Source organism: uncultured Methylibium sp. (assembly GCF_902826655.1).
Classification (GTDB): Bacteria; Pseudomonadota; Gammaproteobacteria; order Burkholderiales; family Burkholderiaceae_C; genus Methylibium.
In genome coordinates, this window is sequence record NZ_CADEFR010000002.1 from 109413 (window position 1) to 136001 (window position 26589).

Here is a 26589-nt window from a genome sequence, read left to right on the forward strand (position 1 = left end):
TCGCTCTCGCTGCGCCGCCGTAGCAGCGCCGCCGCCTCGACCTCAAGGGCGCACGCGATCGATCACGACAGCGAGCTCGCCGTGCGGCGGCGCCGGCACGTCTCGCGCTTCAAGGTCACCGGAATCGGGTGCGGCAGTGCCCGAACGTGAAATGCGCGCGGCGACGACGACGCGGCTCGCCGTCGACAGCTTCGCCTGCGGCGTCATCGCCAGTGAATCGTCGAGCTGCACCTGGATCGGCGCTTTCGGCGCTGACGACAGCGTCTGACGCGACACGGCCAGCGGCACCCGTGGGCCTTCTGCGGCACGCGCGAAAACGAACAGCGTGTCGCCGCTATGCACTTTGGCGGCGAGTTCAGGCGCGACGGTGACGGTGACGCGCAGCGCGCCGCGGTCGGCGGCGGCCGCGGCCGGTGCCGCCGGCGCTCTTGACGCGGACTGTTCTGCCAGCGGTGGCAAGCCCTTGGCCGCACGAGCACGGTCGATCGCTGTATCGAGGTCTTGAACCATCGGCGTGTCCGGCGGCAGGCGCGCACGCAGTCGCGTCCAGTGCGCGAGCGCGGCGTCATGGTCCTTCCGCGCCATCGCCGCCGCACCAGCCAAGGCCAATGCCTTGCCGTGGTCGGGATCGATCGCGAGCGCGCGCTGCAGCAGCGTCTCCGGCTCACCGGCGAGGTTGCGGCCCTGCACGCGCGCGAGCGCGTCGGCATAGTCGACGAGCAGACCGGCATCGTTGTCGCGGTGCCGCAGCGCTTGCGCGAATGCGTCGCGCGCGGGCTCGGCCCGATCGAGCTGCAGCAGCGATCTACCAAGCAGCGCCCAGCCCTCGACGTTGTCCGGCTCGGCCTTCAAGCGCTCAGCCAGGGTTTGCAGCGCGGCCTCCATGTCGACCGGCAAGGCTGGCATCGCTGGCGTCGGCGCGGCGCTGCCGGCAACAACGGCGGGGTTCAGTGCGTCGCGGCTGCCCAGATGCGCATACAGCACCGTGGCCGCGAGCGGCAACGCGAGCGCCAGCGCAATCGCGCTCTTGCGGCCACGCGTGGCGCGCGGCGCAGTCGAAGGCACGGCGGTCTCGTCGAGCACGCGCCGCTCGAGCTCGGTGCGCGCCGCGGCATGCTGCGGTGTGTCGAGGCTGCCGGCGGCCAGTTCGTCGTCGAGCTCGCGCAACTGCGCGCGAAGGATGTGCAGATTGCTCTGCACAGAGTCGTCGGCCAGTGGCGCAGCACTGCCGCCGCGCAACAGCGACCGTAGCAGCACCCCGAGTGCCATGACGACGAGCAGCGCCGCAACGACGACAAACGCCGCGAGTTGACCGGTCATCGCGGCGGCTCCCCATCCTCGCCCAGAAGCTTGCGTGCGCGCTCGTGCTCGGCCTCGGTCAGCGGCGCGGGCAGGGTCAGCGCGCGGCGTTGCCGCAGCACGCGTGCCAGCACGAACGCCATCACCGCCAGCATCACGAACGGCCCGGCCCACAGCAGCCAGGTCGTCGGCTTGACCGGCGGGGTGTAGAGCACAAAGTCGCCGTAGCGCTGCACCATGAAGTCGAGGATCTCGCGCTCGCTGCGGCCGGCGCGCAACTGCTCGCGCACCTGGTTGCGCAGGTCTTTGGCCAGGCCGGCGTTGGACGCGGCGATGGTTTCGTTTTGGCAGACCAAGCAGCGCAGGTTGGCGGCGACGGCCTGCACGCGCGCCTCGAGCGCCGGGTCGGCGGCCAAGGGGCGGGCTTCCTGGGCGTGTATCGATGCCGCCGCGAACACCGCGACCAAGCTGACGAATGAGCCAGCCAGCGAGCGCGTCGAGCCGGCCAAGAGTCCGGTGACGAAAAATCCAATGGTCATGCGCTGGCTGAGCGAGCGCCGCCGGCGGACGCACCTTCGTTCTGATGCTGCCTGCTCGTCACGCGATAGCGACGGTCCGCCACCGCGAGCAACCCGCCCAAGGCCATCAGCACGCAACCGCCCCAGATCCAGTTGACGAAGGGCTTGACGTACAGCCGCACGACCCAGGCACGGCCGTCGTCGAGCGGCTCCCCCATCGAGACATAGAGGTCGCGCGTGACGCCGCGGTCGATCGCCACTTCGGTCGTCGGACTGCGACTCACGCTGTAGAGGCGCTTGTCGGGGTACAGCTTGTCGACCAGCCGGCCGTCCTTCGACACTTCGAAGGTCGCCTGTACCGCCTGGTAGTTCGGGCCGGGCAACTCGCGCAAGCCGACGAGCTTGAAGTCGTAGCCGCCGACGCGCGCCGTGCTGCCCACCTCCATGCGCAAATCCTGCTCGGTCTGGAAGCCGCCGACGATGGTCACGCCGATCACGAACACCGCCACGCCGGCATGAGCGAGCAGCATTCCGTACCAGCTCCCGGTCTGCGTGGCGAGCCGCTGGCCCCACAGCGCCAGCGGCTGCCCCTGCACACGCAGCCACAGCGTGTTCGCGGTCGTGGCCAGGATCCATGCGGCAACGAAGAGGAAGAAGCCGATCAGCGGCGTGAACTTGCCGAGCACGAAAGGCGCGATCACTGCGGCGACAAACGCCGCCGCTGCCGCCCAGCGCAGTTGCACCGCCAACTCAGGCAGCGTCGCTTTCTTCCAGCGCGAGATCGGGCCGACGCCCATCAGGAACAGCGCCGGCACCATCAACGGTACGAACACGGCGTTGTAGTACGCCGGACCGACCGAGATCTTGCCCAGGTTGAGCGCATCAAGCGCCAGCGGGTACAGCGTGCCGAGCATCACCGCCGCGGTCGCCACCATCAGCAGCAGGTTGTTGGCCAGGAGCATGCCTTCGCGTGAGACCGGCTCGAAGGCGCCGCCGATGCCCACGCGTGGGCCGCGCCAGGCAAACAGGGCGAGCGAGCCGCCGACGACGAGCACGAGAAAGCCGAGAATGAAGACACCGCGCGTCGGGTCGGTGGCAAAGGCGTGCACCGAGGTCAGCACGCCGGAGCGAACGAGGAAGGTGCCCAGCAGGCTCAACGCGAAAGCCAGAATCGCCAGCAGCACCGTCCACATCTTGAAGCCGCCGCGCTTTTCCGTGACCGCCAGCGAGTGGATGAGCGCCGTGCCGACGAGCCACGGCATGAACGACGCGTTCTCCACAGGATCCCAGAACCACCAGCCGCCCCAGCCGAGTTCGTAGTAGGCCCAGGCGCTGCCCAGCGCGATGCCCAACGTGAGAAAGACCCACGCCACTGTAGTCCACGGGCGGGACCATCGGGCCCACGTGCTGTCGAGTCGCCCGGAGATGAGCGCGGCGATGGCGAAGGCGAAAGCGACCGAGAAACCGACGTAGCCCATGTAGAGCAACGGCGGGTGGAAGATCATCCCTGGGTCCTGAAGCAGCGGGTTGAGGTCACGCCCGTTCTCGGCCGCGGGCAGCAGCCGCTCGAACGGGTTGCTCGTGAACAGCGTGAACAGCAGAAAGCCGGTTGAGACGAGCCCCATCACCGCGATCACGCGGGCCACCATGACCGTGGGCAATTGGCGGGAGAACAGCGCCACCGCCACCGTCCAGCCTGCCAGGATCAACGTCCACAGCAGGATCGAACCCTCGTGGTTGCCCCAGGTCGCTGCCACGCGAAGCGGCAGGGGCAGCGCAGTGTTCGAGTTCTCCGCGACCAGTTGAACCGAGAAGTCGTTGTCGATGAAGGCCGAAGTCAGCGCGCCGTAGGCCAGCAGCACGAGCGCAAACTGCACCAGCGCCGCGGGCCGCGCCAGCGCTACCCAGGAGGCTTGGCCGTTGAACGAGCCCGCAAGTGGCAGCACGCTTTGCGCGAGCATCACCACCGCGAGCGCCAGGATCAATGCGAAGTGGCCGATCTCTGGAATCATTTGGGCGTGCCCTGCGCGTTGGAAGTCAACGCGGAGGAGTCTCGGGCCTAAAGTGGGTACAGAGTCAAGCGCCGCGACGACCAGTTCTGTGCGCTGGGGTCAGACCTTTCGTTGAGCGATTTGCCGCGCGCTTGCGATCGACTCCGCCAGATCAGCCGGAATGGGTAGGGGCTTGGCCGGGCTCACGTTGGAGCCGGCGGTGTTGCCGGTGGGCACCAAATCGAACGGCGATCTCGTCGCCGCACCGACGATGCGGAGCAACTGGCCGCGGCCACTTCGCGAGGAACGCGGGTGCGCAGCGCCCAAGCCAGCATGCTTAGATGAACGCGGACGTGATGGAGTGTCGATGATTGGCCCAGAACATAGGCCCGTTCAAGATGAAGGAAACTGCTCGCGCGCTCGCCTCTGCGCAGGGCGCACCAAGCCTCGGTCAGCTCGGCGCTGACGTACGGGCGGATTGTCTGGTTGAAGGACGGCATCGACTGTCTCCTCATTCATGCACGGTCCGCGTGGGGTGGGTCCGGGAGGAACGGGTACACGAGTTGTTCACGGTAGCGGTGTGGGACCGGGTCGCCCTCGATGCCGATCGGCCCGAGCAGCGCACTGGGTCGATGGAACGTGCCGAACCAGTGATCCCACAACATCCAGAACTCGCCGAAGTTCACCTGGGCATCCGCAAAGCGCTCCCGGTGGTGCCAGCGGTGGACTTCCGCGACACCGACGAGGTAGCGTAGCGGCCCCAACCGGTAATCGAGATTCGCATGCTGGAACGCTAAGTGGACGGCGAGGATCACGAACCACCCGCCCACTACGTCCGCGGGCGTGCCGAGCACGCCGAGCGCCACCAGCCCGGGACCGGCCATCAGCACCGCGTGGACCGGATGCCGACGCTCCCCGTTCAGCCAATAGAGCCGCCGCGATGAGTGGTGGATGCTGTGCAGCCGCCACAGAAAGTCGTAACGGTGGCTCATTCGGTGCACGGCGTACAGCGACAGGTCCAGCGGCACCCCTGCCAAGAACACCTGTGCGAGGAAGGGCCAGTCGCTGGGCCACCACACGCCCTCCCAGCCCACCCAGCCGCGCAAGAAGACGAAGCCGAGCACCGCCGCGTGCATGACCAGGAGATTGACAACTGCGTGGGCAACGTCGGCCGGAAAGTCGCGGTCCGGCGCCTGCCAGCGCGGATTGAACGGGAACCAGCGCTCGAGCAGTGCCACGGCCGCCAGCCCGCAGGCCACCAGCCCAGCCAGCCACGCCAGAGGCATGCTCCGGGACGGCGCCCACGCGACGCCGCTGATCACCAACGCCATCACTGCCGGAAAGGTCCCGTACCGGACCAGAGAAGGTACTGTCATCGCAACTCCGTACTTGTTGACCTCAGTGTTGCGAAGCGCTCACGGGCGCGCTTGAACAAACGTGCTGTTGGCCGAGAAAGTCGAGAGCTTGACTCTGTACTGGTTGCAGGGTTTTCAATACGCACTGGGATATGGTCTGCCGTCTGCAGGCGATTGAGGGAACCGAATGAGCGACGACGAAACACACGACCTCGACGCCAGCCAGGCCGCTGATCGCCGCATCCTGTGGCTGGTGCTGCTGATCAATGTCGGCCAATGCCTGGTTGGCGCGGTTGTGGGCCTCTGGGCGGCGTCCACCGCAGTGATCGGCGCCGCGCTCGACAACCTGGCTGACGCGTCGGTCTACGGGGTCAGCCTCTACGCGGTCGGCCGCGCGGCGTCGATCAAGGTGCGGGCCGCCCGCCTGTCAGGATGGCTCCTCATCGGGCTGGCAGCGATGCTGGCAGTGGAGGTGCTGCGCCGCTTTTTTGGCGGCGAAGCGCCGGTGGGCCCCGCCATGATGGCCATGGCTGCCATCAACGCCGCGCTGAACATAGTCTGCCTGCGCCTGCTCAAGCGTCACCGCGCGGAAGACGTGAACTTCAAGGCATCTGCCATCTTTACCAATAACGATTCGATCGTGAACCTGGCGATCGTGCTATCGGGCGCGCTCGTGATGTGGTGGGGCTCGAACCTGCCGGACCTCGTCCTCGGCCTGATGGTGGCCGGCATCGCCGGCAACGGCGGCCGAGAGATCCTGGCCGAGGCCCGCGAGGCCGCGGAAAAGGCGAACTCCGAAACGACCTGACCCTCGCACGGACCCGGCAACCCGAGTCGCGCTTGACCCCGTACCCACTACAGGCCGTCAAATCGGCGTATAGCAAAGGTGAAACGTGCAAACCAACCACCCTCATGACACAGGTGCGCCACCACGCGCCGACGATCGCGATCCCACGTCCCCGCTGACTTTGCAAAGGTCGGCCTTCCGCATCGCCAACATGGACTGCCGCAACGAGGAAGCGGCGATCCGGTCCCGGTTGTCCCAAGTTTCCCAGGTCGGGTCGCTCTCGTTCGACCTGCCCGCTCGGCGACTTCTGGTCGAACACCAGTTGCCCGATCCCCAACCACTGCTTCAAGCCTTGACCGAGATCGGCATGTCTGCGTCGTTGGAAGCTGACGGCCCAGGCGCGGACGGCGCCGCATGCGGATCCGCGTGTTCTTCGGCCTGTAGCGGCAGCAAGAGCGTGCCGTCGACCGACGTCTTCACCATCCCCGACATGGACTGCCGCAACGAAGAGGCGGCCATCCGTGCCCGTCTCGAGCCGCTGGACGGGGTGAACTCGCTGGCATTCGACCTGCGCGCGCACCGGCTGTCGGTCGTGCACACCTTGCCGTCAGTTGATCCGATCCTGCAGGAGTTGCAGGCGATCGGGATGCCGGCGCACCTTGGCGACGCGATGAAGGCGGCACCACCCGCGAGACCCGACGCGGACGCCAGCTGCGGCCCCTGCGGCAAGCCCGAGATATCGCTGGCGCAGGCGGAGAGCGGCAACACCACACAGTTCCTGATTACGAACATGGACTGCCCGACGGAGGAAGCGCTGATCCGCAAGCGCCTGGGCAAGGTCGACGCGATCGACCGACTCGACTTCGACCTGATGAACCGCCGCCTGGCCGTGCAGCACCGCCTGGGCGATCCGGCACCCGTGCTCGATGCGCTGCGCGAGATCGGCATGAAAGCTACCGTTGAGCGCGAGGCCGGGGCGAGCCCCCAGGGACAGGCGACCTACCTGATCGAGAAGATGGACTGCCCCACGGAGGAGGCGCTGCTGCGCAAGGCCCTCGAGGGCCTGCCCGGCGTCGCAGCGCTGCAGTTCGACCTGATGAGCCGCACGCTGACCGTCAGCCACTCGCTGCACGACGTGTCGCCGATCACCGCGGCGATCGAGCGCCTTGGCATGGCGCCGGTCCTGCGGGACAGCAGCCAGCCCGTGCCGGCGGTGACCCGCGAGTTCGGTAGCGGCATCTCGAAGAGCCAGTGGCTGCGCATGGCGGCCGCGGGCGTGCTGGCGATCGGAGCCGAAGTGATGGCGTTCTCCGGCATGGGCGAATCGTCGCTGCCGGTGGTGGGCGCCTCGCTCGCGGCCATCGCTCTGGGCGGGATCGAGACGCTAAAGAAGGGCTGGATCGCGCTGCGCACGCGGTCGCTCAACATGAACCTGCTGATGACGGTCGCCGTCATCGGCGCCGCGCTGATCGGCCAATGGCCGGAGGCCGCGGTGGTGATCTGGCTGTTCGGCATCGCCGAAATGATCGAGGCGCTGAGCCTGGACCGCGCCCGCAACGCGATCCGCAAGCTGATGGACCTGGCGCCGGAAACGGCACTCGTGAAACAGGCCGACGGACGCTGGGACGAGGTCAAGGCGGAGACAGTGCCGCTCGGCGCCCTGGTCCGCGTGCGGCCCGGCGAACGCATCGCGCTCGACGGCGTGGTCGTCTCCGGTGCCTCGGCGGTCAACCAGGCGCCCATCACCGGCGAAAGCATGCCGGTGGAGAAGAACCCGGGCGACACGGTCTTTGCCGGCACGATCAACGAGCGCGGCACGCTCGAGTTCGAAGTGCGCTCGCGCAAGGGCGAGACCACGCTTGACCGCATCGCCCGCTCGGTGCAGGACGCGCAGGGCCAGCGCGCGCCGACGCAGCGCTTCGTGGACCGCTTCGCCAGCGTCTACACACCCGTCGTCTTCGCGCTGGCGATCGGCATCGCCGTGATCCCGCCGCTGTTCTTCGGCGGCGCCTGGTTCGATTGGGTCTACAAGGCGCTGGTGATGCTGGTGATCGCGTGCCCCTGCGCGCTGGTGATCTCGACGCCGGTCACCGTGGTCAGCGGCCTGGCCGCAGCGGCACGGCGCGGCATCCTCGTCAAGGGTGGCCTGTACCTGGAACAGGGGCGCATGCTGCGCGCGGTGGCGCTGGACAAGACCGGCACATTGACACACGGCCGACCGGCACTGACCGAGACGGTGCCCGTGGCCTCGATGTCACGCGAAGAGGTTCTGCGGGTCGCAGCGAGCCTCGACGCATTGTCGGAGCACCCGGTTGCGACCGCCATCGTCAACGGCTACGGCGACCGGCCGCACGCCACCGTGCAGCGCTTCGAAGCCTTGGCCGGGCGTGGCGTCAAGGGCGACATCGACGGCCAGACCTACTACATCGGAAACCAGCGGCTGGCTACCGAACTGGGCGTTGCGAGCGAGCCGGTGCGCGCGCTGCTGGAGCAGTTCGAAGCGCAGGCCAAGACCGCCGTGGTCCTTGCCACGGGCCAGCAGGCGCTGGCCGTGCTGGCGGTGGCCGACACGGTGCGCGACAGCAGCAAGCTGGCGGTGGCCGAGCTGAAGCGTCTCGGCGTCGAGCCGGTGATGCTGACCGGCGACAACAGCAAGACGGCGCAGGCCGTGGCGGCGCAGGTCGGCATCACGGACGCGCGCGGTGACCTGCTGCCGCACGACAAGCTGGACGCCATCGAGAAGTTGGCGGCCCGGGGCGCCGTGGGCATGGTCGGCGACGGCGTCAACGACGCACCGGCGCTGGCGAAGTCGAACATCGGGTTCGCCATGGGCGCTGCCGGCACCGACACCGCGATCGAGACTGCCGACGTGGCGCTGATGCAGGACGACCTGCGCAAGCTGCCCGAGTTCATCACGCTGTCGCGCCGGGTCGGCGGCATCCTGAAGGCCAACATCGCGTTCGCCATCGGCACCAAGGCATTGTTCATGGTGCTCGCGTTCACGGGCCATGCGAGCCTGTGGCTGGCCATCCTCGCGGACATGGGCGCGAGTCTGGTCGTCGTCTTCAACGGGCTGCGCCTGCTGGGCCGTACGGCACCCACCGATGGCCGTCATGCCGACTGAGCGCGGCGTGCGCCTGGGCTTCGCGCTGGCGGGCCTGGTTCTGGCAGCCGACGTGGCGACGAAGGCCGCGATCGTCGCGTGGGTCGAGTACGGCACGGCTCACGAGTGGCTGCCGATTCTCAACATCGTGCACGTGCTCAACCGCGGCGCGGCGTTCAGCTTCCTGCACGATGCGGGCGGCTGGCAGCGCTACTTCTTCATCGCGATCGCCCTGGCTGCGTCGGTCTTCCTGGTCGTCATGATCCGGCGCCCCGGGATGTCGATGATGGAGCGGACGAGCTTCGGACTCATCCTTGGCGGCGCTTTGGCGAACATGGTCGACCGCCTCGTGCGCGGCGCCGTGGTGGATTGGATCGACGTGCACTGGGGTCCGCATCACTGGCCGGCGTTCAACATTGCGGACGTCGGCATCAGCATCGGCGCGGTGTTGATCGTGGTCCACGAGGTCTTCGGCAGGAAGCGGCTGCGCGAAGCGAATGGATGAACTCGACGCATCCAGCCGGCCGTTGTTGGTCATGGGCCGAGGTTGGGCCGTCTACGCCGGCCCGGTGGAGCCCGGCCGGCTGCACCGGCACCGGGCGACGCAGCTGGCATGGTGTTCGCACGGCACCTTGAGGCTGGAAGGCGCGTGGGGTGTGCTGGACGCCCCGGGGCACTTCCTGCCCGCCTCCGTACCGCATCGGCTCGTGGCCGCCCAGCCCTTGCGCATGGTGTTCCTCGATCCGACCGTGCTGGGGCACGAGCCTGCCCGGAGCCTCCCCGCAGGCGCGGCGTCGCTGACCGCCCTGCAGGTCGACGTCCTGGAAGACGCGCTTGACCGCTGGTTGGAAGGCGAGGACTTGGCCGGCGTGCACCAGCCGCCGGACTCTCGCACCGACGACGATCCGCGCTGGGCGACCATCCTCGCTTGGCTCGAGCAGGCGCTCGACACGTCAGTGCGCGTCGAGGACGCAGCCGAAGCGGTGGGCCTGTCGTCCTCGCGTTTCATGCACTGGTTCGCCGAAGCTTCCGGCCTCACGTTTCGCGCCTACATACGTTGGCTGCGCCTGCAACGTGCCGTGCGCACCCTCTCCGATGGGTCAACACTCACCGAAGCAGCGCACTTGGCCGGCTTCGCCGACAGCGCCCATCTGACACGCACCTTCGTCGCCACGTTTGGCGTGCGCCCGGCGCCATTGCGCGGGGCACGCATCGTTTGCGCGGACCACGTCACGCCGCCGCTCACGCCGCACGGGCTGGCACTTGTCGAAACCTCCTGAGCATCGCTCGAACTGAACATGGATGTGATGCTGTTGGCCAAGGCGATCGTGCTCGGCATCGTGGAAGGTCTGACCGAGTTCCTTCCAATCTCTTCGACCGGTCATCTGATCCTCGCGTCGTCGTTGCTGCGCTTTGATCACCATGCCGCGCAGGTGTTCGAGATCACGATTCAGGCCGGCGCCATGCTCGCGGTCGTCTGGCACTACCGGACGCCGTTGGCGGCCACAGTTCTCGGCCTCACCTCCGATCCGGCGCGTCAACGGTTCGCGCTGAACTTGTTGGTGGCCTTCGTGCCCGCGGCGATGCTCGGTCTGCTGTCCGGTTCGTTCATCAAGGCCCACCTGTTCAACCCCACCACAGTCGCCGTCGCGTTCCTGCTCGGAGGCGTGGTGATCCTGCTGGTCGAGCGTTCGCAGCGAAAGCGTTCTCCGGGCACCTGTCGCCGCCCGGATATCGGCACGGTGGACGATCTGACTCCGAAAGACGCGCTGCGCATCGGTCTAGTCCAATGTGCGGCACTGGTTCCGGGCACCAGCCGATCGGGAGCGACGATCATCGGTTCGATGATGCTCGGGCTGCCGAGGCACGTGGCCACCGAGTTCAGCTTCTACCTCGGCATCCCCACCCTGTTCGCGGCGGCTGCCTACTCGACATGGCAGCACCGCGGCGCGCTGAGGATCGAGGACGCGCCGCTGTTCGCCACGGGTACCGTGGTGGCCTTTGTCAGTGCGCTCACGTGCATCCGCTGGCTCATCCGTTATGTCTCGACGCACGACTTCAGCCCCTTCGGCTGGTACCGGATTGCCTTCGGTGCGCTGATCCTGCTGAGCTCGGGCACCGGCTGGATGTCCTGGCCTGCCTGATGTGGACGCTTGCCAGCACGAGTTCCAGACGGGCATGGTGTTGCTCGCAGCAGCGGGCCGTCGCGCAGCGCATGTTGTGCGTCCGGCACGCAGGGCAGAACGCTTTACCAACAAACTCTTTCGCCGCCAGGAGGCCGAATGTCAGTGACGCGTACGTTTGTAATTGCACTTGGTTTCTGTGCGCTGATGGCTGCGTCCGGCGCCGGGGCGCAGGAAGTCGGAAGCAGCGCGCCCGCCTTCGAGCTGCCCACCGACGACAAGCCGGTCCGTCTGGCCGACCTGAAGGGTCAAGTCGTGTACGTCGACTTTTGGGCCTCATGGTGCGTACCGTGCAAGTTGTCGTTCCCGTTCATGAACGAAATGCATTCCAAGTACCGTTCGTCGGGCTTGACGATCGTCGCGATTTCGCTCGACCGCAAACGCGAGGATGCCGACAGGTTCCTGAGGTCGACGCCCGCCAAGTTCCTCATCGCATACGACCCGGAAAACAAGGTCGCGCAGTCGTACCAGCCGAAGGGCATGCCAACGTCCTACCTGATCGGGACCGACGGCAAGGTCCGCGCCGTTCACGTTGGCTTTCGCCAGGACGATCGTGAAAAGATCGAAAAGGAGATTCGGGCGGCCCTTGGTGTTGCTCGCAGATAGGCAGCGGCTAATGAACGCGCGTCGTGCGGTCCTCGCTGCGTCTTCGCCAGTGGGGCCGACCGGAGCTGCCAGCAGCCTGTCACTGCCTCCCGTCGACGTCGGACATGAACGCTCGGCGCGCGATCCACTTCACTGGTTGAGCTTGCTCAGCGTCGGCAGGATCGTCTCCGTCAGCGTCTGCGGCGTGATCGGTCCGATCTGCTTGTGGCGGATGACGCCTTGCTTGTCGATCAGATAGGTTTCAGGCACGCCGTAGACGCCGTAGTCGATGCCGACGCGGCCTTCGGCATCGACAGCGATCTTCGCGTAGGGGTCGCCGTGCTTGCGCAGCCAGCCCTTGGCATCCTCCGGCCGGTCCTTGTAGTTGAGCCCGATCACCGTGATGCCGGGCTGCCTGGCCAGCTGCGTCACATACGGGTGCTCCGCCAGGCAGGGCGTGCACCACGACGCGAAGACATTGAGCACCCAGACCCGACCCTTCATCTGCTCGGCCGTGAGCCTCGCCGCCGGGTCGTGCAACTGCGGCAGGTCGAACGCCGGTGCCGGCTTGTCGACGAGCGGCGAAGGCACCTCACGCGGATTGCGCTGCAGACCCACGGCGAGGAAGCCGGCCATCACCACGAAAGTGAACAGCGGAACGAGGTACCGCTTCATTGCGGCAGGCCCGAGAGGGCGGAGGTCAGCTCGGCGCTGGTCAGCAGCTCGGACAGCACCTGCGGAGGCTTGCCAGGCGAGTACAGCACGTACAACGGCACGCCGGTCCTGCCGAAGCTGGCCAGCGCCGCCGTGATGCTCGCGTCGCGCCGGGTCCAGTCGGCGCGCAACAGCGCGACGTTCCGCGCCTGAAACGACGCCAGTACGGCCGGGTCGGAAAGCGTCATCTTCTTGTTGTACTGGCAGGTGACGCACCACGCCGCCGTGAAGTCGACGAACACCGGCCTGCCCGTGGCCAGGATCGAGTCGACCTTGCCGGCGTTCCAGGCTTCCCAGCCAGCGACTTGAGCGTCTACCTGCGGAACGACCACGCCTGCCTGGATCTCGCGAAACGCCAGCGTCGCCGTCGATGCGAGGGCTGCCACGGCGAGCAGCCCGACGCTCGCGCGCGCGGTGCCGCGCAGACTTGCCGCCCACGCCAGTAGGCTCGTCGCGACCAGCAGCGCCAAGGTGGCGATCAGCGCATCGACGCCGGTCTGCTTGCCCAGCACCCAGAGCAGCCACACGACGGTGGCGAACATCGGGAATGCCAGCAGCCGCTGGAACGTGTCCATCCAGGCGCCTGGCCGGGGCAGCAGCCTTGCCGCCGCCGGCGTCCAACTGGCAACTAGATAGGGCATCGCCATCCCGAACCCCAGAGCGGCGAAAGTGGCGAGAGCTTGCGGGGTGGGCATGGCAACTGCGAAGCCCAGTGCCGCCCCCATGAACGGCGCCGTGCACGGCGACGCGACTGCCACGGCCAGGACGCCGGAGAGGAACGCGTTGACCGACCGGTGACGGGCCTGATACGCCAGCCATGACGCCGGCAGCAAGCGCCCGAAGGTGACCACGCCCGCCAGGTTCAAGCCGATGATCGTGAACAGCACTGCCAACGCGGCTACCGTAGGCGGGCTCTGGAGTTGGAAGCCCCAGCCGACCTGCTCGCCGGCCGCGCGCAGCGCGACGAGCAGACCACCGAGTGCGACGAAGGACAAGATGACGCCCGCCGCATAGGCCACGCCATCAAAGCGCCGTCCCGTTGCATCCTGGCCATGCCGGGCGAAGCCGAACACCTTGATCGCGAGCACGGGAAACACGCAAGGCATCAGGTTGAGGATGAGCCCCCCCAGGAACGCTCCGAGGAGCGCCAGGCCGAAGGTCAGGCGCGGCCCCCCGGGCTGCGGCGCGACCTCGGCTTCGCCAAGCGCAGGTGCTGCGGTGCTGCCCGCGTTCGGCGTCACCGCGGGCCAGACACCGGAGACCCTGGGCTCCGTGCGCCAAGCGCCTTGAGGGCTGGTCAGCACGATCGGCAAGGTCTGCGGACTCTCCAGGCGTTGCGGCGACAACGGCACCCGCGCCGTCCAGTCGCCGCCGTCCCACTTCTGGGACCAGGGTGCCGAGGCATCGATGACGCCCGCTGTCTCCGGAAAGAAGTCGAGCTTCTGCCCGACGAGCGAAGCGGCCAGCCCGGTGACACGGACGACGAGCGAAGTGCTATCGATGTCGATGCGGCTGCTGCCCGTGTGCTCACGCGGTTGCGCGGCCCGGCTTGCCTCGAACGCGCCGGCGTTCGATGCATGGCTGCTGCGGGCGGCGATGCGCAAACTGAACTCACCCTCTTCGGGTATGCAAACATCGCTGCACACGAGCCATTGGGCCTTCAGCTTCACCTCGAGGTCGGAACGCGCGTAGTCGTCGAGCGAGAACTCGGGTGAGAAGCTCACCGGGGCCGGAAGCAGCACGCTGCCCGCATAGCCGTAGTTGACGAGCGGGCCCAACAGGAACTTGCTCGGCACCGGCCAGCGAATCTCGCCGGCCGTCACGCCGCGGGGAAGGCTCCACTCCAGGCGCGTCGGCAGGCCGGCGTCGCCGGGGTTAAGCCAGTACGACTTCCACCCGCGTTGATGCGTCAGCCGCAGTCCCAGCCAGACCTGCTTGTCCGGTCCTAGCCCATCCGGAGCGTGCGCCAGCAGTTCCGCGCGCGTGCGCTCGGTGGTGACGACGCTCGAGGTATCCGCAGCACTTTTGAACAGCTGAGCTTGAGCGATGGTTGCGCAGAAACCGAGGGCGATCGCGGGGATCGCGTGAAGCAGAGATCGATGTGTCATGGAGAAATGGTCCTGCGGACAAGCTTGATCGCATCCTCGCTGTCCCACTCGGCCGCGCCGGCGAGACGCCCGAGTTCGCGACCTTGCCGATCGATCAACAGGGTCGTCGGCACGCCGGCCGTTCCGAGATTGAAGCCGGCGCTCGCGGTCGGATCCTGGAAAATGCGCAGGTGACGGATGCCGACCTGCGAATAGAACGCCTTGACCTGGGCAAGGCCCTTGGCGTCATTGTCGATGGACAACGCCACCACCTCGAAATCGGGCCCGCCGAGCCGGGCTTGCAAGCGATCGAGCGAGGGCATCTCTTCCCTGCAAGGCGCACACCAGGTCGCCCAGATGTTCAGCAGCAACACCTTGCCCCGGAGGTGGTCGAGTTGCATCGGAGCACCGTTGCTGTCGACGAACGAAACGGGGGGCGTCTGCTTCGGTTGAGCGTGCAAGACGAACCGCTTCTGGCCGATGGCGGCGCTGCCCGGTCCGTCTAGGAGTCCGCGGAGGACGGCGCCTGCGGCCAGCGCGGCGACCACAACCGCGAGCACGGCCCACCGTTGGCGTCTGGTTGTCACGGCCATGCGTCCATCACTTGCGCTCGAGGGCTCCATCGTCCTTCGGCGGCATTGGGATCTCGACGTTGTCAATGTTCACCGGGGCGGTCGGCGTCTTCAGCACGATAGAAGGGAAGGCGATCAGCAGCGCCACGAGGGCCAGCTGCAGGAGCAAGAAGGGAATCGCGCCCCGGTAGATCTGCGACGTCGGCACGGCCACCGGCGTCACGCTGCGCAGGTTGTAGAGCGCGATGCCGAACGGCGGGTGCATGAACGACGTCTGCAGGTTCACCGCGAGCAGCACTGCGAGCCAGGTCATGTCGATGCCCAGCTTGAGAGCGACGGGAGCGATAAGCGGCAGGACAATGAACGCGATCTCGAAGAAGTCGAGGAAGAACGCGATGAAGAAGATCGCGATGTTGATGAAGACGAGGAATCCGAGCTGTCCCGCCGGCAGGTGCTGGAACATCGACTCGATCCACACTTGGCCGTCGATGCCTCGGAAAACGAGCGTGAAGAACGACGCGCCGAACAGCAGGAACAGCAACCCCGAACACAGCACGCCGGCCGCCATCATGGCTTGTCGCAGCCGCGCCAGATCCAGCTTGCGACGCACGAGCCCCAACACGAAGGCACCGGTCACGCCCACGGCGCCTCCCTCGCTGGGCGTGGCCCAGCCGAAGTACACCGATGCGAGCACGAGAAGAATGAGACCGATCGGAAAGCCGGCAGCGACCAGTGCCGCCCTCCCGCGCTGACCGATGGGGCGCAGGAGTTCCCGGCTCGGCAGCGGGGGCACTCGCGACGGCCACCAGCGCGCGGCGAAGAAGATGTACAGCAGGTACATCAGCACCAGCAAGGCGCTTGGCAACATCGCACCACGAAAAATGTCCATCAGCGGCACTTCGAGCTGCTCGGCGAGCACGATCAGAACCAGGCTCGGCGGCAGGATCTGCGCGAGCGTCCCTGACGCAGCCACTACGCCGGTCGCCAGGCGCGCGTCGTAGCCTTGGCGCAGCATGGCGGGCAGCGCGATCAGCCCGAGGCCGATGACGGCCGCCGAGACGAACCCCGTGAGGGCCGACAGGCTGGCGCCGACCAGGACCACGGTGTATGCCATCCCGCCACGCACGGCGGCGAGCAGTTCGTCGAGCGCGCGCAGCATGTCGGCGGCAAGCCCCGTGCGCTCGAGCAACAACCCCATGAAGACGAACAAGGGGATCGCGAGCAGGTTGTCGTTGTGGAAGAAGCCTTCGATGCGCAGCGTGCCGGCCAGCAGGAAGGCCGGCTGGAAGTGACCCCCTGCGATACCCAGCACACCGAAGACCGCCGCCACCGCGGCAACCGAGAACGCAACCGGAAACCCCAGCAGCAGCGCGACGGCGAACGCCGCGAACATCGCCGGTGCAAGCACCTCAGCCGACACGGCTTTCGTCCTCCGCGAGCAGACCCGCGCGCGTCGGTCGCGCGGCGAAACCCGACAACGCCGCGACACAGCGGATCGCTTCGGCCAGACCCTGCAGCGCCAGAAGCAGGAATCCCGCCGGGAAGAAGCCCTTGATCACCCAGGCAGGCAGATCGGACAGGTTGTCCCGGCTGGCGCGGGTTTCACTGGCAACGAGGGCATGGAGGGCCGGCGGCAGCGTTAGCCAGATGACCACGGCGCAGACCGGCAGCAGGACTCCCAGCAAGCCGATCAGGTCGACCCACAAGCGGCGGCGCTCGCCCAGCCAAGAAGACAGCACGTCCACTCGGACGTGCTGGTCGACCTGCAGCGTGTACGCAGCCATCAACATCACCGCCGCCGCGAAGAAGTGCCATTGCAGATCGAACAGCACGGGCCAGCCGATGGCGAAGAGCTTGCGCATGATGGCGTTGCCCGCGATGAGCAACGCGTTGATGAGCAGCCCCCAAGCCACCGCGGACGCGACCAGGCGCGTCGTGCGATCGATCCAACCGGCCGCAACCAGCCAGTGCCTCATGAGGCATCAAAGCCATCGTGTCCGGGACTAGGTCGGATCAATCTGCTCATCCCCGCATTGGAAACCCTGCAGTGGGTTTAGAGTCAACACCGAAACGGCTCACGAACAAGGCGCGCACGAGTTTGTGCTCTGCGGCCAGTGCTGGGCGGCGCCGAGGCCAGCTCCGAGTACAAGACGGCAGAGACCGCGGAGATGACCGCCTGCCTCGCACCTGCCTTGGCCTCAGCGCGGGCCCGATGACAGAATGGATGGCACCACCAATGATGGTGCCGGCGCCCAGACGGTCAGTCGGGACAGCGCGAGCGTCTTCTTCAGCGCCATCATGGCCTCCGGCTGCGTCTGCGCGACGTCGCGTCGCCTGCGCGGCGCGCAGCGGCCAGTCGTTGCTGAAGCGACTCGCTGTACGAGCGTTCCGGCGGGGGCTTCGGCAGCGGATGCTGCTTGCGCCACCAGCGGAACAGCCGGTATGCGACAACGCCGGCGAGCACGATCGCCACCCAGATGCAGAGCATCATCATGGTGAGCCACGGTTGTGGCGTGCCCAGCTTCATGGTGTGACCCCCTCGCGGGCGCGATATCCGATATCTCCTCGCAACCGCGCCTTACGCGCCCGCCAATCCCCTTCAGTATTGGAAACCCTGCAATGGGTTTAGAGTCAACACCGAAATGGCTGAGGAGCAAGCATGAAGATCGGCGAACTGGCTCAAGCGACGGCGACCGGCGTGGAGACCATCCGCTTCTACGAGCGGGAGGAACTGTTGCCGTCCCCGGCACGGTCCTCAGGAAACTACCGCGTCTACGCGCCCGAGCATCTCGAGCGTCTGGCATTCATCCGGCAATGCAGGTCCCTGGACATGACGCTGGACGAGATCCGCGTGCTGCTGCGCTTCAAAGACGCACCACAAGCGGACTGCGACGACGTCAATGGATTGCTTGAAGCGCACATCGCGCACGTCGCTTACCGCGTCCGGGAGCTGAAGGCACTGGAGCACGGCCTCAAGCAACTCCGCGGCCAGTGCGGCCTCTCCCGACAGGCGAAAGACTGCGGGATTCTCGAAGGCCTCGCGAAGACCGTCACGACCGCACTCCAACCCACGGAGCGCCAAGCATCGCATGGATCGTCCCGGCCGCCCAGCTCGGCCCGAGAGAAGCGGCCTCGTGGGCGACTCGTCACCTCACCTTGAATCGAAGTGCGTTGCCCCGCCAACTGCCACGGCCAGTCGTGCAGACTTGCGGCCGCGCGGACTCGAGTGCCGCTCCGTAGCCCAGTTCGTTCACCAGGCTTGCCATGCTCGGCTTGGCACGCGGAACCTGTTCACGCACCGCACTGGCTGATGCCGAGCATCGGGCCGACCTGTTCCTCGTCGGCGCCGCGTCGTAGATGCAAGCGACCACCGTGCGGCGGATCGGCGGATCGACGGCGGTGTCGCCCACTCGAGCTCGGCTTAGCGAAACAGCTTGCAGTAGGTCTCGAGGATTGCGTCGCAAAACGCCGGCGACAGTCGGCGCCGTACTGAGCTCACTCCCGCAGTCACACCGCACTTGGCCGGCGCTTGACTCTGTAGCAACTTCATGCCCAAGAATTTGAGGTGACCGTCACCTCCAGCGTTCACCATGGACCGCCGCCAGTTCTCCAAAATCACTGCCGTTTCGCTTGCCGCCCCGCCTGCACTTGCTGCCGCGCGGGAGCGGCCGGTCGAACGCAAGCACTACGTTGCCGTGTTGCCGCGCCAACCCACTCTTGACCCTAAGCAGGTCGAGGTGCTCGAGTTCTTCGCCTACGGCTGCGAACACTGCCATGCATTCGAGCCGACGATCGACGCTTGGCAGAAGAAGTTGCCTGCCGACGTGCGGTTCCGACGCATCCCAGTGGCGTTCCGGGAAGGCCCCATGGTGATGCACCAGAAGCTGTTCTTCGCTATCGAAACGCTCGGCCTAGTGCAGCAACTGCACGGCAAGGTGTTCACCGCCATGCATCTCGAGCGCCGGCGCTTTCAAACGCCCGAAGATGTCGCCGACTTCGGAGCCAAGAATGGAGTCGACCCTGCAGTCTTGGTAGGCGCGCTGAACTCCTTCTCGGCTGCCACCAAGGCAAAGGAGGCCACCTTGCTGGCTACGGGGTACAAGTTCCAAGGAACGCCGTCGATCGGTGTCAATGGCCGATGGCTCACTTCCGGCTTGATGGCCGGTTCCAATGAAAAGTCGTTGGCCGTTGCCGAACACCTCATCGGTCTTGCGAAGCAGAGCGCTTAGAGCGCGTTGTCAGCGGCGACCTCGGTCAAGGGCAAGGCGCGACAGCCCCGAATGAGGAGCGCGCGCTGATCGGCTTGATCCGGAGCGGGAGCGGGAGCGGGAGCGGGAGCGGTCGAGAGCATCACAGGAACGCGTGAGACGAACTGGTTCCATCTATGTCATATCCCTTCTACGAGCGACCGCCGCCATCGTCGTCGGCATCTGGGCCGCCGTCGCTCAAGCCCACTTGCCGTGGAACGAGTCAGCTGGCCGCAGCGTCGTCACCACGGAACACACAACTTCGGATCCTCACTAGCGCCAGATTGACGGCCGCTATCTCAGCCCTCCCTAAGTAGCATCTTGTGGACCTTCGACGGGCTCGACAGGGGTCCCGTCGATGTCCGTCAGATCGCTCCGGTTGGCTTCGTCAGCTCGTCAGCAAGGCCTTCGTCGTGTACGTCGGCCGCAACCCGTCCAACCGCCGATAAGCAGCAGCGCCCGCCGACGCTCAGACCAGTTCCTGCACCAGGCTCGCCATGGTGGGTCGGGCTCGCGGGAACTGCTCGCGCACCGCGCTGCGCTCGCTGATGCCCAACACCAGACCGACCTGCTCCTCGTCGGCGCCGCGGTCGTACAGGCGCGCCACCACCGTGCGGCGGATCGACAGTGGCGTCGCCCACTCCAGCTCCGCGTAGCGGAACAGCTTGCGGTAGGTCTCGAGGATCGGGCGGCAGAGGCAGCGCCGCCGACCCTCGGCGCCGTACTGCGTGATGCGGAAGCCCTCGCCCGTTGCACTCAGGAACAAGGGTCCGTCCGGATCGAGACCTCGGTAGGCGCCGCCGTCCGCGATGCCATGGCCCCGAGCCACTCGTTCCGCGAGATAGGCGTCCAGCGCGTCGTCCAACTTCCGGCTGGCGAAGTAGAGCGGTCTTGATTTCCCGGAGATGCTGGCGCTCGCCGGCAGTTCCGACTCTCGGCGTACCTCACCATCGGCCTGCAGGTAGTCGCGGACACGCAGCCGCACGATTTCGAGCGGGCGCGCACCGGTGACGAACAACGTGTAGAACAAGGCCACGTCGCGCGCAGGCTGGGCGCTGCGGCCGCGGATGCGCAATACCGCCCGGGCGATCTCGTCCGCGCTCACGACCCGATCCCCTTTCGGAGCGTGGCCCGCGGCCGGCTCGAAACGTTCCAGGGCATGCAGGATGGCTTCGCGCCGCTCGCGCAGGCGCCGCACGAAAGCGGTGGCACCGTCGTTCATGCCTTCGATGCCCACCTCCCTGCACAGGCGGATCGCCACCGCCTTGACGCGCCGCTCCACGGCGGTGCGCGTGATCCCGAAATCCGTGGCCACCGAATCGTAGGTGCGGCCGTCGATCACCGCGCGCAGCATGGCCACCGCCTGTGTCGCGGCGGCCCCCGTGGAACCTGGTTCATCGTCTTCCATGGCATGCCCTCCGACTGCTGTCGAACATGTCCATCGTTCCCAAGAGATCCCCGCGCGGACAGCCAAAACCACGCGGCCAGGCCAGAGGTATCGGCACTGGCTCATTCAACGGCGACCGCTGTCCATCGATCTCCAATGGCAAGCTATTGGCGGTTTAGTTACCGGGTGCAACCCGAGCGCGCACATCACGCCGTTTCCTGCGCCAATATCAACGAGCCACTCCATGGGAACGTCGGTATCGAAATGCTAGGTTGAACGCGTCGCGGCCGATCGGCGTTTAGGGAGTTTCGTCGGCGCGCAGAAACGCTGAACAGGGGGCAAGAAGAATGCTCGATCGCGATCAGTTGGAAACCTTCGCGACGGTGGCCGAAGCGCACAGCTTCGAGCGCGCCGCGGCATTGCTCAACATCACGCGCGGGGCGGTGTCACAGCGCATCAAGGCCCTCGAGGAGTCGTTGACAACGGTGCTGCTGGTTCGCGAGAAGCCCGTCGTGCCGACTGCCGCGGGCGAGGTTCTGCTGCGCCACGTCAAGGCGCTGCGCCTGCTTGAAGGCGCGACGCTGAATGAGCTGAAGCCGCAGGCTGGCCCGCATGTGCCCGTGCCGCTGGCCATCGCGGTCAACGCCGACTCGCTCGCGACCTGGTTTCCGCGCGCCTTGTGGGAACTGCTGCTGCGCCGGCAGGTGGCGCTGGAGATCGTCACCGACGACCAGGATCACACGTCGGGGCGCCTGGCGCGTGGCGAGGTCATCGGCTGCGTGTCCACCGACGCCAAACCCGCCGGCGGCTTTCTGGCCGAATGCTTGGGCGCGATGGAGTACCGCTGCTACGCCACGCCGGCCTTCGCAGCGGAATACTTTCCGAACGGACTGAACGTCCAGGCGGTGCTCGTCGCGCCGGCGATCCTGTTCAACCGAAAGGATTCACTGCACGACGACTTCCTGAAGCGGCGCTTCGGCTTCGCCGTCGAGCGCTACCCGCGCCACTACCTGCCCTCGCCGATGATCCTGATGGAGGGTGTTGCAGCCGGGATCGGCTATGGGTTGGTGCCGAGCCTGCAGGCCGCCGCGACAGCCGGGCGCGGCGAACTCGTCGACCTCGCACCCGATGAACCGGTGCTCGTCAACCTGCACTGGCATCACTGGGAACTGGAGCCACCTCTGTCGCGCGAGATCACGAACCTCGTCGTCGGCCATGCACACGCCCAACTGCTGCCGCGCGCGGCGCAGGAGCCGCCCGAGGCGGCAGCTTCAGCGCCGAAGGCCACCGACGCCGATTGACCTGGGCCCACCCATCGCGCAGATCAGGCCCACAACGGCCGACACACCGAGTCCTCCGATCAGCGACACGGTGTCGGCGTCGCCCTTGACCCAGCCCGTCCACCCTGCCAGGTAGACAGCACCCGACGCGGCCAATCCAGATCCCATCACGAGGCCTGCCTGGCCCGCTGGAAGGGTCGCTCCGCGCAACAGCAGCACGAACAGCCACGCGACACTGGCGAGATAGACCACGTTCACCGACACCATGGTCTCGACGATGCCCTGCCCGCGCGCGGCCAGCAGGCCTCCGGCGGCGAGCGCGGCGATCGACCAGCCCACGTGGTTCGTATCGCGTGCGCCGGGCGCCGCAGCCGCCATCGCGCTGGCCATGGCACGCACGATCGCCGCGCCCGAACCAAGCGCTGCCGTCGACAGCGCGGCAAGCAGCAGTGCCTGCGATCCCGGCCACAGCCCATCCGCCGCGCGCCCCAGCGCAAACGGGATCACCTGTTTCGCGTCCGTCAGCCCGTCCAGTTCGCCCGAGCCCCGCATCGCCAGCACCAGGGCCGGCGGCAGGAAGGCGACGGCGATCAGGACCACGCCCGCGAATGCGCAGCCTGCGGCGGCGACCAGCGGACGGCGCGCGGCCAGCACGAACTGGTGGTAGTCCGCGCCCAGGCACACGAGCAGCCCGACCGCCAGCACGATGGACACCAGCCGGGACGTGCTGAACCCGCCGAGGTCGCTCACGAACCGTGGCGCCGCCTGCGCGTACAGCGCCAGCCCGCCAGCGTCAGCCAGCGCGTAGAGCAGCACCAGCGCGCTCGTCAGCAGGCAGGCAGCGAACAGGCGCGATGCCACACGCAGGTCGAGCCTGGATGCGCCGAGGATCAGCGCCAGCACCAGCGCCTGGGACAAGTACCCCGGCAGGCCGATCACTCGCGCAATGGCGACGCCACCCGCGATCTGGGCCGCCAGGACACCGCTCATCCAGACCAGGGACAGAAACGCGACGGCGCGCTGGATCGGCTGGCCGAAGGCCTGCCCGAACAGTTCCCAGACCGGTACACCGAGCTTCCACAACCTGCCCGCGAAGGTCGCAAGCGCCAGCATGCCCAGCGCGGTCGCGACACCGTACAGACCACCCGCCATGCCGTGCGACAGCGCCATCTCGCCCGACCCAAACAGGAAGCCGATGCCGTAGCTCGCCGACACCAGCAGGGCTGCCACCTGCAGCGTGCCGAGCACCCGCGTCGTCATGATCTGGCCCCCCGCTCCCAGGACCGCACGACCGCGGTAGGACCGGCGACGTACGCGTCGCAGACCGTCCCAAGCGCCCGGTACCCGGGCAGGCGCCGGAAGAGCGCATGCGCTCGCGGCAGGTGGTAGTAGGGAACGGCCGGCAGCAGGTGATGGGTCAGGTGGTAGCCGTTGTTGCGCGGGTGGATCAGCCAGCGCGCGGGGCCGCGCACGGCCATGTCGCGTGTGAAGCTCAGGATGCCGCCCGGCCGCAGGCCGAAGTGGTCGCACATCTCGCGCAGTGTCGTGATCAGGTGAAAGACCGTCGCCCGCGCCAGCAGCCACAACCCGACGAACGTCAGCGTGAACTGCGCGCCCGTGAACTCGACCAGCAGCGTCAGCGCCCCGAACCACCAGGCCGCGACTCCGACCCGGGCCGACCATGGCACGCCCACGGCCCCGAGGTGCCCGAGGAAGTTGCCCCACCAGGCCCGCAGCGAGAAGACCTGGCGCAGATAGCTCGACAGCCAATGCCGCGGCAGCGCTTCCGGCGGACCGATCAGGTCGGGATCACCCCCTGCGGCGCCGAGCCGCATGTGGTGCTTGAAGTGGTCCGCCCGATAGCTCTCGAGCGACGCGAACACCAAAGGCGCGACGAGCAGCCCTGCGACGGCATCGTTCACGCGCAGCGTTCGGCAGAGGTTGCGATGCCCGGCATCGTGCAGGATGTTGCCCAAGGCTCGCTGCCGGTTCGCAACGATGAACAGCGCCAGCGGCAGCGTCTCGAGCCCGATCCACGCCACCGCCGCCGTCGCGGCCAGGATAGTCGCCCAATCGAAGGCAATGTCGCCGAGTGGCCGCGCCCAGTTCAGCCGCAGCAACTCGCGGTGCGCGTCGCCGTCACGACGCAACTGCGCGCGCAGTGCCGACTGGTCCCCGAGGACTTCCGAATGCGTCAACATGTCCGGAAACTCCTTCCCCGGGCGGCAACGCATCGCGCGCCCCACCGGCTTCGCGCCAGTGGAAACGCCTTTGCAAAGGCCCGGGTATCGACGCTAGCAGCGCGTCGCGTCGCTGAGGCGGCGTTTAGCAACTTTGGCCCTGGGTGAGCTTCGCTAAACCGCGCTGTCGAACCGCGAGAAGCCTCGCCGAGTCCTCATAATCAGTTACAGAAATCAGCCTTCCCACACACGCAAGGAGAGCCCCGGATGAGTGGCGAACGCGACCTCGACACCCTGCGGCGCGAGATGGCCCCGCAGTTGCACCCCGAGACCTTCGTCTACTGCAGTTTTCCGGACTTCCGCATCCCACCCGGCCTGGAGCCGATCTGCACTTTTCGCGAGGCCGAGGGAGTCACCGCGATCGTCGAGAAAGCCCAGGCGGACGTCTCGGCCGTGCCCTACGTCTTCGAGTCGCACCTCATCACCCTCACGGTGCACTCGGCCCTCGACGCCGTGGGATTCATTGCGACGCTGGCCGGCCGGCTGGCCGACGCCGACATCCCCTGCAACGTCGTCGCGGGCTACCACCACGATCACCTGTTCGTGCCGACGCGTCACTCGCAGCAGGCACTGAAGGTGCTGGCGTCGATTTCGGCACCGCCGCGCCCCCCGGCGCGGCCCGCCGCCTAGCTGCGGCCCTGCTCGGTAATCCAGCGCCGTACATCTTCGGCGCGCCAGGCGGTAACCCCTGCCGACAGCTTCACCGGGCTCGGAAACGAGCGCGCACGGACCTGCCGCCACAGCGTGGACTTCGAGATCGGCACGAACGCGAGCACCTGACGTTGGCGCAGGAAGCCCGTGTCGGGCAAGCAGGGTGAGGGGTTGGTGGCCGCGCCGGACTCGGTCGCGCGCAAGGGCGTGGCAGCGGCGGCGCTGCCGGGCAAGGAGGTTCGCATGGGCATGTTCGGTCTCCGCGGCGGACGGCTCCGCCGGAAGGCATGACCAGCTCGTTGCGGCAGCGAAGGGTCACGGTCGGATCGCTGCGGACAGGAACGCGAAGACTCCAGGTTTACCGCCAGTGCGTTCCCAGCTGGCGGTTCATGCGAACCGGCGCTGATGCCCGGCCCTGAAAAAGTGGTTGCTGATGGCGGGATGCCAGCGCTGCCGCTGGTCGCCTCAAGCCGAATCAAGGCAGGTGTCGACTGCGACGCCATCGACCTTCGATGGGAGAAGCGCTGCGACCCGTGGAGCCGCCATGCGCCTGCGTGAGACCGTAGCGCCGGCGATCAGTGAACGCACGTCGAGCGAAGCACGCGCCTGCGAAACGGCGGCCTTGTGCGGGCGCTACGCAGTGGCGACTCGCGGCGCCGGGGTTTCATCGTTCTCGCCATCGCCAGATGCGCCAGCCTCGGCCACCGGCTCGGCAGGCGGCAAGGCGGCGGTCGGCGCGTCCTCGTCGGTCAGGACACTCGCGCCATCGGTTGCCGTCTCTTCGACTGATTCACCCTGCCCCTCGATCTCGACCTCCGGTGCGTTCATGCGCCGGCGCAGTCCCGACGCGAAGTTGCGTGCCGCGGTGGCGACGCCGCGCACCTGGCGCTTCACCAGCGCACGTTGCTTGTCGACCTCGCGCGTGGTGATGACCTCGTGGATCTCCAGCGTCTGCAGCAAGGGCATCAGCTGGTCGAGCTTGCCGAGCAGCTCCAGGTAGCGCCGGCCGCTTGACGACAGCACGCCCACCTCGATCTCCAGCGCTCGGGTGTCGTAGGTCGCCACCCGCGTGATCCCATGCGCCTTGAAGAGCGCTTCGGCGCCGTCGATGGCGCGGTCCAGCGCGGCGGAAACGGCATCCAGGCGCTCGCGCAGCGCCGTCTCGACGCGCGCAACGTCCTCGGGGTCCAGGCGCGTGCGCGCGATCACGGAGATGAAGTGGGCGTTGAGCTGCAGCGTCGCGAACATGCGCACGAACAGGCGCTTTCCCTCGGCGCTGGTGAAGCAGGCCGGCATCTTCACGCTCGCCGCCTCGACCCGCCGGTAGTCGACCTTGGCCTCGCGCGCGAGGATGCGCTCGTTCACGCCCCCCTGGTCCACCCGCACGATCTGCAGGCTGGTGGTCGTCGGCAGGACATCGTTGTGCATGGGCCTCTCCCGCAACAATCACACTGAGTACGCGCTGGAGGCCAGTGTTTGCCGCGGCCGGCACCCATCGCCACGCGAAACGGCCGCGCGGCGGCGGTGGTTTCGCCATCAGCCTGCGCCACTCGGCGCCACCCCCGTTGACCGACGGCGTTCGCTTCGCTA

General features: G+C 67.3%; 27 protein-coding genes. 10 read left to right on the forward strand and 17 right to left on the reverse strand.

Annotated elements, in window-relative coordinates; translation table 11 throughout:
- Positions 1-42: 42 nt before the first annotated feature.
- The 6 genes from ccmI to QZV97_RS01620 all read right to left on the reverse strand — a co-directional run bounded on the left by ccmI (position 43) and on the right by QZV97_RS01620 (position 5139).
- Positions 43-1320 carry a c-type cytochrome biogenesis protein CcmI gene (gene ccmI / locus QZV97_RS01605; RefSeq protein WP_295637258.1) on the reverse strand — a complete coding sequence of 426 codons (1278 nt, stop codon included), beginning with the start codon at positions 1318-1320 and terminating at the stop codon, positions 43-45.
- On the reverse strand, positions 1317-1838 hold the full coding sequence (locus QZV97_RS01610; RefSeq protein ID WP_295637262.1) for a cytochrome c-type biogenesis protein: 522 nt from the start codon (positions 1836-1838) through the stop codon (positions 1317-1319). The genes ccmI and QZV97_RS01610 overlap by 4 nt, the downstream gene beginning before the upstream one ends.
- Positions 1835-3829, reverse strand: a complete 1995-nt coding sequence (locus tag QZV97_RS01615) for a heme lyase CcmF/NrfE family subunit (RefSeq protein WP_295637264.1) — start codon at positions 3827-3829, stop codon at positions 1835-1837. The genes QZV97_RS01610 and QZV97_RS01615 overlap by 4 nt, the downstream gene beginning before the upstream one ends.
- A 99-nt stretch (positions 3830-3928) precedes the next feature.
- Positions 3929-4045: a DUF3703 domain-containing protein gene (locus QZV97_RS20905; protein WP_366558873.1), complete on the reverse strand. Its 117-nt coding sequence runs from the start codon at positions 4043-4045 to the stop codon at positions 3929-3931.
- Positions 4012-4323: a DUF3703 domain-containing protein gene (locus QZV97_RS20910; RefSeq protein WP_366558874.1), complete on the reverse strand. Its 312-nt coding sequence runs from the start codon at positions 4321-4323 to the stop codon at positions 4012-4014. The genes QZV97_RS20905 and QZV97_RS20910 overlap by 34 nt, the downstream gene beginning before the upstream one ends.
- On the reverse strand, positions 4324-5139 hold the full coding sequence (locus QZV97_RS01620) for a sterol desaturase family protein (RefSeq protein ID WP_295637267.1): 816 nt from the start codon (positions 5137-5139) through the stop codon (positions 4324-4326). It lies immediately after the preceding gene.
- Positions 5140-5350: 211 nt separating this feature from the next.
- Between QZV97_RS01620 and QZV97_RS01625 the strand changes: the two genes are divergently transcribed.
- From QZV97_RS01625 to QZV97_RS01650, 6 genes are all read left to right on the forward strand, one after another.
- Complete coding sequence (locus QZV97_RS01625; protein WP_295637270.1) at positions 5351-5971, forward strand: cation transporter; 621 nt, start codon at positions 5351-5353, stop codon at positions 5969-5971.
- Positions 5972-6131: 160 nt separating this feature from the next.
- The gene (locus QZV97_RS01630; RefSeq protein ID WP_295637274.1) at positions 6132-9074 is read left to right on the forward strand and encodes a heavy metal translocating P-type ATPase; all 2943 of its coding nucleotides are present in this window, start codon (positions 6132-6134) and stop codon (positions 9072-9074) included.
- Positions 9055-9558: a signal peptidase II gene (gene lspA / locus QZV97_RS01635; RefSeq protein ID WP_295637277.1), complete on the forward strand. Its 504-nt coding sequence runs from the start codon at positions 9055-9057 to the stop codon at positions 9556-9558. The genes QZV97_RS01630 and lspA overlap by 20 nt, the downstream gene beginning before the upstream one ends.
- The gene (locus QZV97_RS01640; protein WP_295637281.1) at positions 9551-10333 is read left to right on the forward strand and encodes an AraC family transcriptional regulator; all 783 of its coding nucleotides are present in this window, start codon (positions 9551-9553) and stop codon (positions 10331-10333) included. Before lspA ends, QZV97_RS01640 begins: the two co-directional genes overlap by 8 nt.
- 18 nt (positions 10334-10351) lie before the next feature.
- The gene (locus QZV97_RS01645) at positions 10352-11197 is read left to right on the forward strand and encodes an undecaprenyl-diphosphate phosphatase (protein WP_295637285.1); all 846 of its coding nucleotides are present in this window, start codon (positions 10352-10354) and stop codon (positions 11195-11197) included.
- A 138-nt stretch (positions 11198-11335) separates the two neighbouring features.
- Positions 11336-11842, forward strand: a complete 507-nt coding sequence (locus QZV97_RS01650) for a TlpA disulfide reductase family protein (RefSeq protein ID WP_295637287.1) — start codon at positions 11336-11338, stop codon at positions 11840-11842.
- A gap of 129 nt (positions 11843-11971) precedes the next feature.
- Here QZV97_RS01650 and QZV97_RS01655 read toward each other — a convergent pair whose 3' ends face one another.
- The 6 genes from QZV97_RS01655 to QZV97_RS01680 form a co-directional block, all read right to left on the reverse strand.
- Positions 11972-12496 carry a DsbE family thiol:disulfide interchange protein gene (locus QZV97_RS01655; protein WP_295637290.1) on the reverse strand — a complete coding sequence of 175 codons (525 nt, stop codon included), beginning with the start codon at positions 12494-12496 and terminating at the stop codon, positions 11972-11974.
- The gene (locus tag QZV97_RS01660) at positions 12493-14643 is read right to left on the reverse strand and encodes a thioredoxin family protein (RefSeq protein WP_295637293.1); all 2151 of its coding nucleotides are present in this window, start codon (positions 14641-14643) and stop codon (positions 12493-12495) included. The genes QZV97_RS01655 and QZV97_RS01660 overlap by 4 nt, the downstream gene beginning before the upstream one ends.
- Positions 14640-15215, reverse strand: a complete 576-nt coding sequence (locus QZV97_RS01665) for a TlpA disulfide reductase family protein (protein ID WP_295637296.1) — start codon at positions 15213-15215, stop codon at positions 14640-14642. Before QZV97_RS01665 ends, QZV97_RS01660 begins: the two co-directional genes overlap by 4 nt.
- Positions 15216-15222: 7 nt before the next feature.
- Positions 15223-16614 (reverse strand): TRAP transporter large permease subunit, encoded by a 1392-nt coding sequence (locus tag QZV97_RS01670; RefSeq protein WP_295637299.1) that lies wholly within the window; start codon positions 16612-16614, stop codon positions 15223-15225.
- Positions 16604-17170 carry a TRAP transporter small permease subunit gene (locus QZV97_RS01675; protein ID WP_295637304.1) on the reverse strand — a complete coding sequence of 189 codons (567 nt, stop codon included), beginning with the start codon at positions 17168-17170 and terminating at the stop codon, positions 16604-16606. Before QZV97_RS01675 ends, QZV97_RS01670 begins: the two co-directional genes overlap by 11 nt.
- Positions 17171-17490: 320 nt before the next feature.
- On the reverse strand, positions 17491-17721 hold the full coding sequence (locus QZV97_RS01680; RefSeq protein ID WP_295637328.1) for a hypothetical protein: 231 nt from the start codon (positions 17719-17721) through the stop codon (positions 17491-17493).
- A 132-nt stretch (positions 17722-17853) separates the two neighbouring features.
- Here QZV97_RS01680 and cadR point away from each other — a divergent pair, with 132 nt between their 5' ends.
- Both cadR and QZV97_RS01690 read left to right on the forward strand, forming a co-directional pair.
- On the forward strand, positions 17854-18354 hold the full coding sequence (cadR, locus tag QZV97_RS01685; protein WP_295637331.1) for a Cd(II)/Pb(II)-responsive transcriptional regulator: 501 nt from the start codon (positions 17854-17856) through the stop codon (positions 18352-18354).
- 430 nt (positions 18355-18784) lie between these two features.
- The gene (locus QZV97_RS01690) at positions 18785-19423 is read left to right on the forward strand and encodes a thiol:disulfide interchange protein DsbA/DsbL (RefSeq protein WP_295637335.1); all 639 of its coding nucleotides are present in this window, start codon (positions 18785-18787) and stop codon (positions 19421-19423) included.
- 487 nt (positions 19424-19910) lie between these two features.
- On the opposite strand, the gene QZV97_RS01695 is transcribed toward QZV97_RS01690, so the two are convergent.
- Complete coding sequence (locus tag QZV97_RS01695) at positions 19911-20849, reverse strand: site-specific integrase (protein ID WP_295637340.1); 939 nt, start codon at positions 20847-20849, stop codon at positions 19911-19913.
- Between the two features lie 326 nt (positions 20850-21175).
- On the opposite strand from QZV97_RS01695, the gene QZV97_RS01700 reads away from it, so the two are divergent.
- On the forward strand, positions 21176-22129 hold the full coding sequence (locus tag QZV97_RS01700) for an HTH-type transcriptional regulator ArgP (protein WP_295637343.1): 954 nt from the start codon (positions 21176-21178) through the stop codon (positions 22127-22129).
- Here QZV97_RS01700 and QZV97_RS01705 read toward each other — a convergent pair.
- The gene (locus QZV97_RS01705; protein ID WP_295637346.1) at positions 22100-23368 is read right to left on the reverse strand and encodes a hypothetical protein; all 1269 of its coding nucleotides are present in this window, start codon (positions 23366-23368) and stop codon (positions 22100-22102) included. The genes QZV97_RS01700 and QZV97_RS01705 overlap by 30 nt on opposite strands.
- Positions 23365-24309 carry a fatty acid desaturase gene (locus tag QZV97_RS01710; protein ID WP_295637349.1) on the reverse strand — a complete coding sequence of 315 codons (945 nt, stop codon included), beginning with the start codon at positions 24307-24309 and terminating at the stop codon, positions 23365-23367. Before QZV97_RS01710 ends, QZV97_RS01705 begins: the two co-directional genes overlap by 4 nt.
- Positions 24310-24555: 246 nt before the next feature.
- Here QZV97_RS01710 and QZV97_RS01715 point away from each other — a divergent pair, with 246 nt between their 5' ends.
- Positions 24556-24978 carry an ACT domain-containing protein gene (locus QZV97_RS01715; RefSeq protein WP_295637352.1) on the forward strand — a complete coding sequence of 141 codons (423 nt, stop codon included), beginning with the start codon at positions 24556-24558 and terminating at the stop codon, positions 24976-24978.
- Here QZV97_RS01715 and QZV97_RS01720 read toward each other — a convergent pair.
- Positions 24975-25250: an AlpA family phage regulatory protein gene (locus QZV97_RS01720; RefSeq protein WP_295637355.1), complete on the reverse strand. Its 276-nt coding sequence runs from the start codon at positions 25248-25250 to the stop codon at positions 24975-24977. The genes QZV97_RS01715 and QZV97_RS01720 overlap by 4 nt on opposite strands.
- 382 nt (positions 25251-25632) lie before the next feature.
- Positions 25633-26427, reverse strand: coding sequence for a DUF1845 domain-containing protein (locus QZV97_RS01725; protein WP_295637358.1), 795 nt, complete (start codon positions 26425-26427; stop codon positions 25633-25635).
- Between the last annotated feature and the right edge of the window lie 162 nt (positions 26428-26589).